This is a genomic window from Gilvimarinus sp. DA14 (genome assembly GCF_024204685.1).
Taxonomy (GTDB): domain Bacteria; phylum Pseudomonadota; class Gammaproteobacteria; order Pseudomonadales; family Cellvibrionaceae; genus Gilvimarinus.
In genome coordinates, this window is record NZ_CP100350.1 from 2,180,161 (window position 1) to 2,195,481 (window position 15,321).

Here is a 15,321-nt window from a genome sequence, read left to right on the forward strand (position 1 = left end):
CCGGCCCTGCGCCGGGTTTTTTTTGCTTCAGTGCCGACTATACTGAGAGACTTCAAACACCCATTGGCAAGCTAACGAGAGACTTCTATGGAACAGCAAACTCTTATTCGCATCCTGGCATCTTGTGTATTCGCAGCCGGTCTCAGCGGCTGCAGCACTACCGGCGGCCCATCCACCAATATAAGTTCTATTTTGCAGGACACTACCGGCCAAAACGGCCGCGCCTGTATCGATGCCGGCGACATTCGCGGTTATGGCGTACTGGAAAAAAATGTAATTTCCATTGACGCTTTTAACAAATACTATTTGGCCACGGTGCTGCCCGGCTGCACCAACCTAGAGGTATCCACGCGGGCCATTTTTGAGCAGCGTTTTGCCGAGGTTTGCGGCGGTGGCATGGACAGTGTGCGCACCGGTGGCGACAATTGCACTATTCGCAGTATCTTTGAGTTTGAGGATCGCAGCGAAGCCTTTGCCGCCCACGAGCAGGCGTTGGCAAAGCAAGCCGAGATAAAAAAAGCGCAGGACAATTGAGTCTTAGGGCCTGTTAACACTAATTAAATGCAGCCTGTTGCGACTAAAAATTTGCCAATCAAGGCGCGAGGAGAGTGGTTTGGTTATTCCAAATGAACGACGAGCAACGCAGAGTGGCGGATTTTTAGCCGCAACCCGAAGGGCTGGAGCCAGTTTTGCCCCCAGCGTTGTTGCCGATCGCTTATTTGGAATAACCAAACTGTGCTCACGACGCCTAGCTGGAGACAAAACTGGCTTCCAGCAGGCGCATTTAATTAGTGTTAACAGGCCCTAGTGGATTCGGGTATTCAGGCGTAACCAATAGTGGCTGACAGCCTGCAGAAGCTGAGCAAACCCCTCAAAATCCAGCGGCTTTTGCAGGTAGCTACTGGCGCCCAGCGCATACCCATGAGCGATATCATCGCGCTCATCCGAAGTGGTTAGCATGGCAATTGGCGTATGGCTGTAGCTGGACGAGGCGCGCAGCGTGCGCAACACATCAAAGCCGCTGATTTGCGGCAAATCGATATCCAACAAAATTAAACCCGGCTTGCGCTCTGCGGGCCTGTGTTCATAGCGGCCGGAGGCAAAGGAAAAGTCCAATGCCTCTTCACCGTTAGTGACGATTTGCAAATCGTAACAGGAATCAAGTCGCGCAAAAGCCAATTGCGCCAGTTCCGCTTCATCCGGGTTGTCTTCCACCAGCAATATCGTGTCCCTGTCCACTGTCCTTGTTCCTATCCCAAAAAGTAAAATAAAAAATCGCTCCCTCGCCGGGCCGCGACTCGGCCCATACCCGACCACCGTGTCGTGCCACTATACGCTGCACGGTAGCCAGACCGATACCCATACCTTCAAATTCACTACTCTTATGCAGCCGGGTAAAAGGGGAGAATAACCGACTCGCATAGCGCATATCAAAACCGGCGCCATTGTCACGCACAAAATAGACCGGAACATCTTGCTGCGCATTAAGTCTGCCGAACTCAATAAGAGCCCGAGGCTCTTTACTGGTGTATTTCCAGGCGTTGTGAACCAAGTTATTCAATAGCATCCGGACAAAACGCGCATCGGCCTCAACGCAAATGTTGTCTTCTATGCTCACCTCGAGCTGTCGCTCAGGGTGCTGGGCCCGCAGTTCAGCAATGGCGCTTGAGACAAAGTCCGACAGATTAACGGTGGCCACATAAAGCTCGCCCTGCGTGGCCCGCGACAACTGCAAAAAACTGTCGATCATTTCGCTCATTTCCTGCACCCCTGCCTCAATACGCTGTAGGTAGTGGCGCTGCTTATCGCTGTAATCGGGCGCCACCTGCTCCGCGAGAATACGGCGAAAGCCTTCAATGCGCCGCAGAGGGGCACGCAAATCGTGCGAGACAGAATAGCAAAAACTTGCCAGCTCACCGTTGGCCGCTTCCAGCTCCGAAGTGCGCTGCGCCACCCGTTCCTCCAGCACCGCGTTGAGATGCGACACCTCTTTCTCCGCGCGTCGTCGGGCGACAATGTCGTCGGCAAGCGCCAGATTTACCTGGCGCATATGATCGTGAGCATCCTGCAGTTTTTGAGTCAGATCGTTAAACGAATCAACCACCAAGTCGAGTTCATCTGGTTCACGAGCGGCGCGACGATTAAGTCGCAAAGCCGGTCCCGGAGTGGAGAGGTTAAAGGCCGACAAGTGGCGCGCTATATGCCCCAAATGAACCGTAACCAAACGATAAAACATCAAAAGAATAAACATTGACACCAAAAAAGTCTTTATCGTCTGGCTCAGCAGAATGACGACCGCCTTGTCCCACAACCTTGCATACAATTGCTCAAGCGAAGCCTGCACCCGCAACACACCGATGGTGCGCTCCTGGGAGGGAAACTGACGCACAATTTTGTAATCCCTGACAATGGTATTAACTTCGGTAAACTCCCCGGATTCGATCACAATAGGGCTGCTACTGCTATCGCCCATCTCATATACGGCGACCGCGGAAATATCGGGAAGCTGGCGGATGCCGTCCAGCTGCAGGCGCAGCTGGGTCACATCCAGATTCCAAAGACTGGCGCCTATGCTGCCGATGTAGCTGCTTTCAATGTCAACTAAGCGGCTCTTAATTAAGCCTAGATCGCGTTTGTAGTCGGTAAATAACTGAACTCCTGTAGCGATCAGCGTAACCAAAGAGCTGAACAAAATTATGCTGACCAGTAAGCGTCGACCAATTCCCCGGCGCTCCAGCGCTAGGCGCAATTCGGAAAGCTTGCGTTTTTTCCAGAATTCGGCCATTAGAAATAGTACTGCGACTTAATGCGGTCGATTACCCCTTGCGCTTTCATCTCGGCAATAGCGCGGTTAAGTGTTGGTAAAAGCTGCAGGTGAGGGGATTTATTGGAGCACTGTAAGCGCAAGGGAACGTCGGCAAGTTTTAGCGGCTGACCCAGTTTGTCACCCAGATTGTTATTGTCCGCCAAATAGCGAATCGTAGGTATTGCACCGGCAATCGCGTCTACCCTTGCGCGCGCCAATTTACGCAAAGACATCAGGTAGTCGGTGTCGAGAACCTTAATAAAAGATTCATCTGTATCGAACTGTGGAGTAATGCTGGAGCCGCGAATCAGGGCCACTTTTTTTCCTTCTAACGCGGAATAATCGGGAAGCTCAACATTTTTTGCTGGCACCACACCAATGTCGTGATAGGCCACCAGCTCACCCGCGGTCACAAACTCTTCACTGCGGGGAACCAGAATTGTACAGTCGTGACTGCCCAGTTCCAGCTCCCTATCCACTCGGGCAAAAGGCGTTAGTGATACTTCAATATCCGCATCCACGCGTTCGCGTAGAGCTTTCACCATTTCTATAAACGCGCCTTTCATCTCACCGCTGTCGGCATCCTGCCACCCCCAGGGCGCAACCTCTAGTGAAATAAATTTTAACGTTACCGGCTCGGCAAGGCTCTTAGCGCCCCACAGTAACCCAACTGCCACCAGCGCGGCCTTCATAACACCAAATAAAACACCAAACTGTCTCACCACAATACCCTTATCTTTATTCATTCACCCTCTTATTCGGGGCATCTACTCACTGGCGACGCCAGTCAGGCGCCGATATACCTAAAAGACTCGTAAGGGGCGCAACTTGCTGTCGCTTCCCGCGAGTCCACGCTGCTTTGAGCAGCTTCAATGTATCACCATTCCTTCCCTTTATATAGGTAACTTACTATGAACGCATCCGTTATATTAGTGGTTGGCGACAAGTTCGCAGCTTACGCGCAAGGCAAAGACGTTATCACCAAAACTCAGCTGCTGGGGCTCCTGGCGCTGCCCCAGCACCTTCTCCCTTTTTCTGGCCGAATTAAGTTAGTACCTGGCCAAGGGTTAGGCGATCAATGTGTGAGGCAAATTCTAGAGCAAGCTGACAACCTAGCTCGCCACGCTCAATTTGATTTCAGCCTATGGCGGCAACTGCCAGCTCGTGCCCCAGTTAAGCTTAGTCACAAGCACCAGATCGAAAATACGCTTATTTCATCACCGGCGAGAATGGCAGAGGACATATTTCAGCTGCATTTATTGATCGATGAAGACGGGGAGCTTATGCAGGACCATCAAAGTGGCCAGCATGTTCAGGGGATGCTGCTGATTGAAGCCGTACGTCAGGCGACGGTCGCTATAACTGAAGCCTATTATCTGGCAGAAAGCAGCGGTGACTATGCATTTGTCCTGAATAAGATGGCGGTTCAGTACAATAACTTCTCCTTTCCTCTTCCTGCCAGTATTTTGTGTACCGTAACTGCCAAAAAACTGGATCTTCCCAAAAAGATTAGTCTGACTATAGAGGCTGACGTTGTGCAATGTGGAACCTGTGTATCTCACTTGCAGTTTCAGATAGCAGCTGTCGAAAAGAAACGCATTTTCAGTCAGGAGAACCGCCAGGCCATTGCAGCGCAAAAGCGCCACGTCAATTATCTCACTGATATCACTCATCAACTTTCAGCCGCAGAGGAGGATCAGGCATGAGACCTCGCAAGAGAGATCACCACTCCCCCCAAGCGGTTGCATTCTTTGATGTGGACGACACGCTTATCTCCAATAAAAGCATGCTCAGCTTTCAGAACTTGTGGTTTCAACAACATCCCGATCCTATCAAGGAGCGAGATTTCCAGCGTATTCTCGCCAAGCTAAAGGAGGAAAACTGCTGCTGGAAGTCTCTCAATGAAGCTTACTATCAAAGCTTTTCTGGCCGCTCTGTAGCACAGGTAGAGGATCTTGCCAGACAGTGGTTTAATTTTTTTCACAGTAGGCAAAGCTTTTATCGCGCACGGGTTCTGCAACGCCTGCAACATCACCAGACTCTGGGGCATTTGTGTGTCTTTGTCTCCGGTTCTTTTCCCGCGCTTTTAGATCCAATTGCCAGAGACTTAAACATTAAACACATACTTGCCACAGATTTGGAGGTGGTAGGTCAGAAATATACCGGACGAATTAACCCGCCGGTGATGATTGGCGAGGGTAAGGAGAGGCAGGTCAAGGAGTTTCTATCGCAGCGATCTGTCAATCCGGAAAATTGCTATGCCTATGGCGATGACATTTCGGATTTCCCCATGCTAGCACTGGTAGGACATCCGGTGGTTATTGCAGGGGGACGGGAATTAGAAGCTCAAGCTAAGAAATTGGGCTGGAGCATTATCCAGCCCGACTAGTCAGTCTTGCTCCCGCTCAGCGGGAGCTTTTTGAATAAGTCCCTGCAGACTCATCAGTGGAGCGGGGCGACCCAGCAAATACCCCTGCGCTAGATCGCACCCCACTGAGCGAATAAATTCCAACTCAGGCTCTGTTTCTACGCCTTCCGCCACCACTTCCATTCCCAAACCGTGGGCCAGGCTGACAATAGTTTCTATCAACCTTTTTGCGCTTTCGCTTCTACTTATATTAGAGACAAAACTGCGATCTACCTTTAAGGTGGTAAAAGGATATTTTTGTAAATAACCTAACGAAGAATAACCGGTACCAAAATCATCTATTGATAGTCGCACCCCCATAGCACCCAGCTGCTCCAGATTCTCTCGGGTAACTTGGGTATCTTCCATTAAAATGCGTTCGGTAATCTCCAGCTCCAGCTGTTCTGGGCGCATGTCAAATTCGGCCAGGGTGGCCGTTACAAGCTCTGAAAACCTCTCTACCTGCAGCTGCTTTGGCGATATATTCAGTGCCACACGCACAAGCTCTTTCGCATCACTCAACACCTGAGTCACTTGCCGCAATGCCGTGTGCAAGACCCAGCTATCAATTTCTTGCACCACCCCGATTTCTTCTGCCAGGGGAATAAAGTCTCCCGGCATGCGCAGTGTTTCATCTCGTTGACGCCAGCGCACCAGCGCTTCCACTCCCACCGCGCGGTTAGTTTGCAAATCAACAATAGGCTGGTAATGCACGTGCAACTGATCACGCACTACCGCATACCGCAGGTTGGCCTCTAACTCCAAACGATCAAGTAAGGCGGTATTAATCTCTTCGGTAAAAAAGCAGTAGCGATTGCGCCCCTGATCCTTTGCCTGATACATCGCCAAATCAGCATTGCGTAACAATAAGTGAGGGTTTGTGCCATCGTCGGGATACAGGGCTATCCCTAGGCTTGTGGTGACAAAATACTCCCGACCAAAGATAGTAAAGGGGGAGTTAAACTGCCGCAGAATTTTTTTACTTACCTCGTGAACATCACGCAAGTCCTGCAACTCGGGGATAACCACCACAAACTCGTCGCCCCCCATTCGCGCCAGGGTATCTCCGCCGCGCACACATTCGGATAGCCGCTCGGCCGCTTCTTTGAGCAGAGTATCACCAATACTGTGACCTAAGCTGTCGTTAACATTCTTAAAGTGATCGAGATCAATCCCCAATACAGCGACTTTATTGCCACTGCGCTTGGCGCTTTCTAAAGCCAGGGTCAAACGATCCATCAGTAAGACCCTGTTGGCGAACCCGGTTAGATCGTCATAATGCGCCTGACGCACCAGCTGCTGTTCGTAATTAAGACGAACCGTAATGTCCTCTTTTACGGCCAAGTAGTGACTGGGATCGACATTTTTTTCACTGTCGACCAGCGGTGTCACCTTGATAAATTCCCACACCAACTGCCCGGATTTAGTTCGACTGGCAAATTCGCCGCGCCAGGGCTGTCCGCCGCAGCCGGTTTGCCACAATTTATCCAATGCCGCGACCGATTCTTGCTCTGCAAAGGTAAAACCCAGAGGCTGCCCCATGGCCTCGCTGCTGGAGTAGCCCAGACTTTGCTCAAAACAGGGGTTTACATACTCTATAATGCCCTGGTCGTCGGTTATCACAATAGCCACAGGGCTCTGCTCCACCGCTTGTGACAGTACTTGCACACGTCGCTCGGCGGCATTTTTGATGCGCCTTACCTGAGCATCGCGTATCTCTCTCTCGATAGCGGGGACCAATCTTGCCAAGGCGCTCTTATCCATAAAATCATGGGCGCCCTGCTTTAACAGGCTGACGACATCTTCCGCGCTGACCGCGCCGGAGGTAATAATAAAAGGTAGGTCCAAACCGAAGTCCTTAACGGTTTGCAACGCTTGTTCGGCACTGAACTGTGGCATGCGGTAGTCACAGATTACGACGTCCCAAGATTCATCACTCAGAGCCGCCGCCATTTCATCGTAGGTTTGCACCAGCTGAGACGCAGGAATAAAACCACCGCGCTCAAGCTCGGCCGTTGTCAATTCGGCATCAACTTCCGAGTCTTCCACAAACAGTACTTTCAGAGGAGTTCCCATAATGCGTTGTTATATTCCTCTACACTTTTAAAACTCTGGTTTCACTACCGGCTTTACGAATTTTCCAATGATTAATGTAACGCGCAAAACAAGAAATTGCGACCAACCGAGCAAAAAACCGCAACTTATTGCGTAGGGCCGGGGCTGCCGGCAAGATAGAGCAGCTGTGTACGCCAAAATTTTTAACCAGCCATTTTACTCTTGCCGCCCCTTATTTGATTATTTTCTAAGCACAACAGGCGCCCTCATCCGAGCAGAAAAAACCCTGAATAAAAGCATTAGCCGAGGACTCTATCGGCTTAACCGCCGCTAACAAAATTAAACTGGCGCAGTGCACCGCTATAGATCATTCTGAGGCAACCTTAAAATTTAATGAAAAATAACTAGGAGATCAGATGCGCCCCCTGTCGATGACGACCACTAAAGTTATAGCGGGGCTGGTAGCGATAACAGCTATGGCAACACACGCAAATTCCATCGGCCAGTTCACTCATATTGCCAAGCCCACATCAGAGGCCAACAGTCTCAGCTTCGAGCCCGAGCGGCAAACTTATCGCATGCGGGCTAGCGAACCCGATGCGACGCGAGAAGACCAAGCGATAAGCCTTGCCTGGCACCCCCTGGAGGGTGATTTTATCGTCCGCGCTCAAATCCACTGGCCCACTGACAGTGGCGAACAACAGACATTTGGCTGGGAGGTTCGCGAATCTTTAGATCCCGATAGCAAATATCTGCTTACCGGCATCAATGCACTGGGCGAGGCTACAACCCGTTTTTACCAACCTGCCAATCCCAGCAGTACCAGCCACACCAACCTAGGCGCCCTCAATCAACCAAGCTCGTCAATGGTGCTGCAGCTTGAGCGCCGCGGGGAAACCTTTATTACTTCAGCGGCCCATTTTGGCGAACCCCTGCAAATTCTATCCAGTATAGACTCAAATCTCCCGACATCGCTGTTTGCCGGTTTGAGCCTAGGCGCCTCCCCCGGTAGCCCCGCTGTTGAGATCAACAACCTGCGCCTGATAAAGCCAGCCCCAGAGGGGTTTACCCCCTACCAGGATTACATTGGCAGCCACCTGGAAGTTATGGACATGCGCACCTTCAACCGCCGGATACTGCACAGCGCCCCCAATTCACTGCAGGCACCCAACTGGACTCGCGACGGCAAGGCCTTGATCTACAACTCCGACGGTTTACTCTACCGCTTTGACCTGGGAAGCCATTCAATCGAGCCCATTGAAACAGGCTTTGCCAAAGACAATAACAACGACCACGTACTTTCATGGGATGGTCGCCACATTGGCATCAGCCACCACGCAGTCAGTGAACAGGGCCGCTCAACCATTTACACGCTGCCGCTGGGCGGCTCTGACAAACCCGTGCAAGTTACCCACCCGGGAGTGGGACACTCTTACCTGCATGGCTTTGCACCAGATGATCAGTCCCTGGTATTTACCGCCGATCGCAAGGGCCAGTACGACATCTACTCCGTCGCTATAAAAACCGGGGAAGAGCACCAGCTCACCGATACCCCCACCTTGGATGACGGCGCAGAGTACAGCCCCGATGGCCGCTACATTTACTTTAACTCCAACCGCACAGGCACCATGCAACTGTGGCGCATGCGCGCCGATGGCAGTGATCAGCAACAGCTGACATTTGACGAATACAATGACTGGTTTCCACACGTATCACCCGATGGTGAAACACTGGTTTTTATCTCCTACGCCGCCGAGATCGACTCGGAGGATCACCCCTTTTACCGGCATGTGTATTTACGGCAAATGCCAGCAGCCGGTGGCAATGCCCAGGTGATCGGCTACCTGTATGGAGGCCAGGGCAGTCTTAATGTACACAGCTGGTCGCCCGATGGCTCGCATATTGCGTTTATCAGTAATAGTCAGTGGCCCCTAAAGCCATAGCAGGCCATTTACTTGCCCGCCCAAGGCGCCTATTCTTTTCGCAGACCCATTGTTAAATAGGGGGTATCAGCCGATACCCCCAGAGGAGCGCCGCCATGACCGATACGGACACACCACACAATTTGCCCGACGCGACTTTTTATAAAACCCTGCTGGAATCCACCCGCGCTATTCCCTGGCAGATCGACTGGCAAACCCTGACGTTCAGCTACATAGGTCCACAAATAGAAGAGCTGCTGGGCTGGCCCCAGGACAGCTGGCAAAGCGTTAACGACTGGGCCGAGCGCATGCACCCCGACGATCGCGACTGGGCCGTGGACTACTGCGTGTCCCAATCCAAGGCTGGCGCCGACCATGAGGCGGATTATCGCGCGCAGACCAAAGATGGGCGCTATATCTGGATCCGCGATGTAGTGCACGTTATTCGCGACGCCAGCGGCAATGTCGAGTCGCTGGTAGGGTTTATGTTCGATATCAGTGAGCGCAAGAAAATAGAAAACAAACTGTTTGATTTGCAAAAAGAGCTTGAAGAGCTGTCCTTCCAGGACGGGCTGACGGGCGTGGCCAATCGACGCATGTATGACTCGGTGCTCGAACTGGAATGGAACAACGCCAGACGCAACCAACAGCCGTTGTCGATGATCTTGTTCGACATCGACTTTTTTAAGCAGTACAACGATCACTATGGGCATATTCAGGGAGACGACTGTCTTAAACAGGTCGCCAAAACCCTCAGCAAAGCCGCCACCCGACCGCGCGATTTTTTTGCCCGCTATGGTGGCGAAGAGTTTGTGCTGATTCTTCCCGAAACTGATGCCGACGCTGTGCAAAAAGTCGCAGAACGCTGCCGCAGTCTAATATTTAAACAGCAGATACCTCACCAACACTCCCCCGTGAGCCAAGTACTTACCTTGAGTCAGGGCGTGGGCACTATTATTCCGAGCCATAAGGACAGCATCAAAGCGTTTAGCAACTTGGTGGATCAACGGCTGTACCGCGCCAAACAACAAGGTCGCAACTGCATGGTCAATGCTGGCTGAACCTTGCCCCACAACAAGATTAGCGCTACTCTTATGGTTTTTTAGACCATAAGAGTAGCGCCGCACAGGCCCATCAGGAGTTTCCCCCGTGAAGATTGTCGCCGCCAAGGTAATTGTCTGCAGTCCCGGACGTAATTTCGTCACCGTAAAAATCACCACCGATGAAGGCGTGTATGGCATTGGCGATGCCACCCTCAACGGCCGTGAAAAAGCCGTCGTCTCTTACCTTGAAGATTACGTATTGCCGGCGCTTATCGGCCGCGACCCGCAGCAAATTGAAGACATATGGCAGTTTTTGTACCGCGGCGCTTACTGGCGGCGCGGCCCCATCGGTATGACCGCTATTGCCGGGGTCGATACCGCGCTGTGGGACATTAAAGCCAAGCTGGCCAATATGCCGCTGTATCAGCTGCTGGGCGGTCGCAGTCGCGATAAAATCATGGTGTACACCCATGCCAACGGTAAAGACATCCCCTCCACTTTAGAGGCTGTTGCCAAAGCACAAGAAGCGGGCTACCAAGCCATTCGTATTCAGTGCGGGATACCCGGAGTCGCCAGCACCTATGGCGTGGCAAAAGCCGGTAAAGCTTATGAGCCCGCCGACGCCGACCTGCCTACCGAATCGGTATGGTCCACCGAAAAATACCTGAACTTCGCCCCCAAGCTGTTTGCCGCCGTGCGTGAACAATTTGGCGATGACATTCACCTGTTGCACGATGTTCACCACCGTTTAACCCCCATTGAGGCGGCGCGGCTGGGTAAAGAGCTGGAGCCGTTTCATCTATTCTGGATGGAAGACGCGGTACCAGCCGAAAACCAGGAAGGTTTTAAACTGATACGCCAACACACCACAACGCCCATCGCGGTAGGCGAAGTATTTAACAGCATCCACGACTGCCGCGAGCTGATTCAGAATCAACTGATTGACTATATTCGCACCACCATTGTCCACGGTGGCGGTATCACGCATTTGCGCCGTATTGCAGACTTAGCCAGCTTGTACCATGTGCGCACGGGTTTTCACGGTGCTACCGATTTATCACCGGTGTGTATGGGCGCGGCCTTGCACTTTGACTACTGGGTGCCGAATTTTGGTATTCAGGAGCATATGCCTCACAGCGAGCTGATGGAATCGGTCTTTACTCGCCACTACGAATTTAACGCCGGCTTCTTTACCCCAGGCGAGGCGCCGGGTCATGGGGTGGATATTGATGAGTCCCTGGCCGCGCGCTACCCGTACAAACGCGCCTGCCTGCCGGTTAACCGACTGGAAGATGGCACCCTGTGGCACTGGTAACCACGCTTTAAAGTTACGACGCTAGGCGGAGCGCAGCTCGCTTAACTGCTGGCGCGCGCGGGCGATATTGTCGCGGCACGATTGCCACAAATCCGCACGTACCTCGCGCAAGGGGCCTTCGATCTCGGAATGCTGCAGCAGCTGCTCAAGACGGTTTTCCGCATCGAGGCGCTGCTCCACCAATCCTTCCAACTCATCGGCAGCAAACAGGGTGGCCAGGTGACTGAGAAACTGCTCCCCGCCCTCCAACTCCGGGTCGGGTACTGAGGGTAGATCATCGGCGGCGCGGATAGCCTCCGCATAGTCATGGGCCAGTGCTTCACGCGCCTCGGCAATAGCGTTAAAACACTCTGCCGCCACTTGGTTGCTGGAAAACTCTGCAGCATCGCGATAGTGATCCACACTTTCCAACAGTGCCACATGCACATCGCGCAGGGCCACTTGGGTTTCATTGCGCACAAAGCTCATTTTTCTGTACTCCGGGCTAATTCTCTCGTTCGCTAACGGCTTATCGGCTAGTCGCTCCCAGTCTTACCAGACCCATCGCCATGTGCAGTAAATGTATTGGGGTCCACCACCACCTGTAAAGCGCCCGCCAATAATTCAAACTTGGCAGGGGTGTGAGCAATAGGCTCGCCATCGGCGTGTATCTCCATGCGCTTGGGGCGGGTTGTCAACTCCATTTGCTTGCCCCGCAACTGCACCACTCTCTGTGCACGCTTCTGGCGCCCCTCGCGCAACAGCGGAGCCAGGGTTAAAAACTCCCATACGCTCTGCGGCTTAATACTGTAGAGCGAAAACTCGCCGTCGTCGATGCGCGAGCGCTCATCCACCACGTTACCGCCACCATAATAGCGACCATTCCCCACCGCCAACTGAATAGAGCGCAGTTTGTACTGGCGTCCATCGACCTGCAAACGTACTTTAAACTGCTTGACCCGCACCAGGGCCGCAAAAAAAGCGCGCAGGTAACTGAGCACGCCCCAGCTCTTTTTCACCTCGGGAGTCAGCTCTTCGGTAACTTGAACACCCAACCCCATATTGGCCACGTTAAAAAAACAGTGCCCGTTAACCGACCCCAGATCAATGGGCATCAACTGGCGCCGGGCGATAACGGCAAAAACATCTTCAATGTCTTCCGGCAGCCCCAGCGAGCGCGCCAAGTCATTCGCCGTTCCCAGGGGCAGAACCGCCAGAGGTAAGCGGTACTGGTGCAAAGTTTGCGCAGCCGAGCTTATGGTGCCGTCACCACCGCCGATAATCACCAGATCTAATTCGCGATGGCGCTCGGCGATAAACTCCCTTGTCTGTTCGGCACTTTGCGATTCAAACAACTCAGTGGCAATGCCCGCTTCTTGCAGTGTTGCCATGCCTTCTTGCAGCTGTGCCGAGGCGCCGTTGCGGGCTTTGGGGTTGACGATTAACAGCGCTTTGCACTTACCATCCAGAGTCATCCCGCCACCTCGTCTACGCCGCTCTCAACCGGTGAGACCTCCACCTGGCCGTGACGCTGCAGCCAAAGTGCGATCAGCCCGCAGGCCATCGCCCAACCGGCGCCGGCGGCCCAGCCGGCCAGCACATCTGTGGGCCAATGCACGCCCAGATACACCCGGCTGATACCAACCAGAGCAGTGAGTACCATAGCGACAATAATGCCGTAAACTTTGATTCTGCGACGCCGTTCGGCCCGCGCCATCAGCACGGCCAGGGTCAGATAGGTACTGGCGGCCACCATGGAATGGCCGCTGGGAAAGCTCGCGGTATAAACCTGTGAGCCATGGGGCACCAGTTCAGGCCTGTCGCGCTCAAAGGAGTTTTTCATAAGGGTATTCATCCCCAGCCCACCCAGCGACGCCAGCAGTACCACAAAAGCCAGCCTGCGATAGCCGCAGAGCAGTACATACCCCACGACGGTCAGAGTCACCAGGGTGAGAACAACATTGCCCCCCAAGGCCGTCAGGTCTCGCATGACTTCTTCGAACCAGCCGGGCCCGAGCGGGTCTGAGACGTCACCGGCGCTGCGCATCGCCAATAAAATTGTCTCGTCAAACTCGGCGGTACTGCCTTCGACGACCTCATCGGCCAGCTCTACAAACCCCCATCCGCAAGCGAGAATGGCAAACACTACCGCCATAAAACTCAGCTCGCGCTTGCCCAATCTGCTTAAAATATTTCCACTATTCACAAGTTCCACTCTTATTTGCAATTGCACCAAACCAGTTAGCTAGCAAAAACAGCTCCAGCACTGCAGAGCCCTATATTACGTGCTACCCCCGCCCCGCAATGTAAATAGTGCCGCTAAGCGCGGCAAAAATTGCCAAACATCACATCGGCCAAGCTCTGAAGGGGTGAGCGCGTCATGCTACCCTAAAACCAAATTTCTAACCGGTAACGAGAGTGGAAGAACTACTGCAACAATTTGTCTCCTTTATGTGGGGCCTGCCACTGATCTTTCTGTTGGTCGGCGGTGGTTTATTTTTTGTCATTTACAGCCGCGCGCTACCCTATCGATATTTTGGTCACGGCTTTGCGATACTCAGCGGCCGCTACGATAACAACAGCGACAAGGGCACACTAAGTCACTTTCAGGCGTTGGCCACTGCACTGTCTGGCACCTTGGGTCTTGGCAATATTGCCGGTGTCGCCCTGGCCATTACCGCAGGCGGCCCCGGCGCCATTTTTTGGATGTGGTTAACGGCCATTGTGGGTATTGCCACCAAATTTTTTACCGCCACCGCCGCCGTCAAATACCGCGGCGAAGACTCACTGGGACAGCTGCAGGGTGGTCCCATGTATGTCATTCGCGAAGGCCTGGGTAAAAAGTGGCTATGGCTCGCCGCATTTTTTGCTCTTGCCGGTCTGTGTGGCACGCAACCGGTGTTTCAAATTAATCAGTTGGTCGCCATGCTGCGCACCTCAGTTGCCTACCCACTAAACCTTGCCAGTGAAACCAACCACCTACTCTTTGATGCCAGCGTTGGAGTGGCGGCCGCCGTGCTGGTATTTACCGTCATCAGCGGCAACTTAGCGCGTATCGGTAAAGTCACCTCACGCCTAATTCCCGCCATGGTGCTGGGTTATATGGCGATGACCCTTGGCTTACTGGTAAGTCACGCCAGTGAGATTCCCGCCGCTTTTGCGCTCATTTTCAGCGACGCTTTCACAGGTGAAGCCGTAGCCGGTGGAGCCTTGGGAAAAGTGATTCAGGTGGGGGTCAGCCGCGGCGCATTTTCTAATGAGGCGGGTATAGGCACAGAATCTATGGCCCATGGTGCGGCGCGAACCAATGAGCCCGTGCGCGAAGGTTTAGTCGCCATGACAGGTCCCGTGATCGACACCTTAATTGTCTGCACCTGCACAGCCTTAGCTATATTGATAACCGGTGTCTGGCAGGGCAGCGACGCTGACGGGGTCACGTTAACGGCCAGCGCTTTTGCCGCAACCTACGGTGCTTGGGGGCCCATTCTGCTCACCGTTATGGTGATTTTTCTCAGCCTTAGTACTATCACTACCTTCTGGTACTACGGCAGCAAATGTTTGGGCTATTTGATCGGCGCCCAGCATCAACACCATTATGTCTGGTTCTACTGCCTGCTGGTCATACTCGGGAGTATTGGCTCAATAGACATGATTTTTAACTTTTTAATCGGTATGTACGCCGCCATGGCGATACCGACCATGGTGTCCGCACTGCTGCTGGCGCCCAACATTATGGAGACGGCCAAAGACTACTTCGCAAGGCAGCAAAAGGCCGATTAAGCAATGGGAGCGCA

The 15,321-nt window shown here is 53.0% G+C and carries 14 protein-coding genes; 7 read left to right on the forward strand and 7 right to left on the reverse strand.

Features of this window, described 5'->3' with window-relative positions; all coding sequences use genetic code 11:
- Window positions 1-87: 87 nt before the first annotated feature.
- Window positions 88-534: a DUF6491 family protein gene (locus NHM04_RS09540; protein WP_254263562.1), complete on the forward strand. Its 447-nt coding sequence runs from the start codon at window positions 88-90 to the stop codon at window positions 532-534.
- 270 nt (window positions 535-804) lie between these two features.
- On the opposite strand, the gene NHM04_RS09545 is transcribed toward NHM04_RS09540, so the two are convergent.
- From NHM04_RS09545 to NHM04_RS09555, 3 genes are read right to left on the reverse strand one after another with little or no spacing between them, the layout of a single operon-like run.
- Complete coding sequence (locus NHM04_RS09545; protein WP_254263563.1) at window positions 805-1,239, reverse strand: response regulator; 435 nt, start codon at window positions 1,237-1,239, stop codon at window positions 805-807.
- A complete protein-coding gene (locus tag NHM04_RS09550) occupies window positions 1,196-2,785 on the reverse strand; it encodes an ATP-binding protein (protein ID WP_254263564.1) in 1,590 nt (529 codons plus the stop codon). Before NHM04_RS09550 ends, NHM04_RS09545 begins: the two co-directional genes overlap by 44 nt.
- Entirely contained in the window at window positions 2,785-3,552 is a 768-nt protein-coding gene (locus tag NHM04_RS09555; RefSeq protein ID WP_254263565.1) for an ABC transporter substrate-binding protein, read from the reverse strand. Before NHM04_RS09555 ends, NHM04_RS09550 begins: the two co-directional genes overlap by 1 nt.
- A 165-nt stretch (window positions 3,553-3,717) precedes the next feature.
- On the opposite strand from NHM04_RS09555, the gene NHM04_RS09560 reads away from it, so the two are divergent.
- A complete protein-coding gene (locus NHM04_RS09560; RefSeq protein WP_254263566.1) occupies window positions 3,718-4,512 on the forward strand; it encodes an AfsA-related hotdog domain-containing protein in 795 nt (264 codons plus the stop codon).
- Window positions 4,509-5,195 carry an HAD family phosphatase gene (locus NHM04_RS09565; RefSeq protein ID WP_254263567.1) on the forward strand — a complete coding sequence of 229 codons (687 nt, stop codon included), beginning with the start codon at window positions 4,509-4,511 and terminating at the stop codon, window positions 5,193-5,195. Before NHM04_RS09560 ends, NHM04_RS09565 begins: the two co-directional genes overlap by 4 nt.
- Here the strand turns inward: NHM04_RS09565 and NHM04_RS09570 are convergent, their stop codons facing one another.
- A complete protein-coding gene (locus tag NHM04_RS09570) occupies window positions 5,196-7,289 on the reverse strand; it encodes a bifunctional diguanylate cyclase/phosphodiesterase (RefSeq protein WP_254263568.1) in 2,094 nt (697 codons plus the stop codon). It lies immediately after the preceding gene.
- 455 nt (window positions 7,290-7,744) lie between these two features.
- On the opposite strand from NHM04_RS09570, the gene NHM04_RS09575 reads away from it, so the two are divergent.
- From NHM04_RS09575 to manD, 3 genes are all read left to right on the forward strand, one after another.
- Window positions 7,745-9,211: a hypothetical protein gene (locus NHM04_RS09575; RefSeq protein WP_254263569.1), complete on the forward strand. Its 1,467-nt coding sequence runs from the start codon at window positions 7,745-7,747 to the stop codon at window positions 9,209-9,211.
- Between the two features lie 95 nt (window positions 9,212-9,306).
- Window positions 9,307-10,251 carry a sensor domain-containing diguanylate cyclase gene (locus NHM04_RS09580; RefSeq protein WP_254263570.1) on the forward strand — a complete coding sequence of 315 codons (945 nt, stop codon included), beginning with the start codon at window positions 9,307-9,309 and terminating at the stop codon, window positions 10,249-10,251.
- Window positions 10,252-10,339: 88 nt separating this feature from the next.
- The gene (gene manD, locus NHM04_RS09585; protein WP_254263571.1) at window positions 10,340-11,548 is read left to right on the forward strand and encodes a D-mannonate dehydratase ManD; all 1,209 of its coding nucleotides are present in this window, start codon (window positions 10,340-10,342) and stop codon (window positions 11,546-11,548) included.
- Window positions 11,549-11,569: 21 nt separating this feature from the next.
- Here manD and NHM04_RS09590 read toward each other — a convergent pair whose 3' ends face one another.
- Genes NHM04_RS09590 through NHM04_RS09600 form a run of 3 tightly spaced genes read right to left on the reverse strand, consistent with a single transcriptional unit; the run spans window position 11,570 to window position 13,733 of the window.
- Complete coding sequence (locus tag NHM04_RS09590) at window positions 11,570-12,016, reverse strand: hypothetical protein (protein ID WP_254263572.1); 447 nt, start codon at window positions 12,014-12,016, stop codon at window positions 11,570-11,572.
- Between the two features lie 47 nt (window positions 12,017-12,063).
- On the reverse strand, window positions 12,064-13,002 hold the full coding sequence (locus tag NHM04_RS09595) for a lipid kinase (RefSeq protein ID WP_254263573.1): 939 nt from the start codon (window positions 13,000-13,002) through the stop codon (window positions 12,064-12,066).
- Window positions 12,999-13,733, reverse strand: a complete 735-nt coding sequence (locus NHM04_RS09600) for a phosphatase PAP2 family protein (protein WP_254263574.1) — start codon at window positions 13,731-13,733, stop codon at window positions 12,999-13,001. The genes NHM04_RS09595 and NHM04_RS09600 overlap by 4 nt, the downstream gene beginning before the upstream one ends.
- A 245-nt stretch (window positions 13,734-13,978) precedes the next feature.
- On the opposite strand from NHM04_RS09600, the gene NHM04_RS09605 reads away from it, so the two are divergent.
- Complete coding sequence (locus NHM04_RS09605; protein WP_254266620.1) at window positions 13,979-15,307, forward strand: sodium:alanine symporter family protein; 1,329 nt, start codon at window positions 13,979-13,981, stop codon at window positions 15,305-15,307.
- Window positions 15,308-15,321 lie beyond the last annotated feature (14 nt).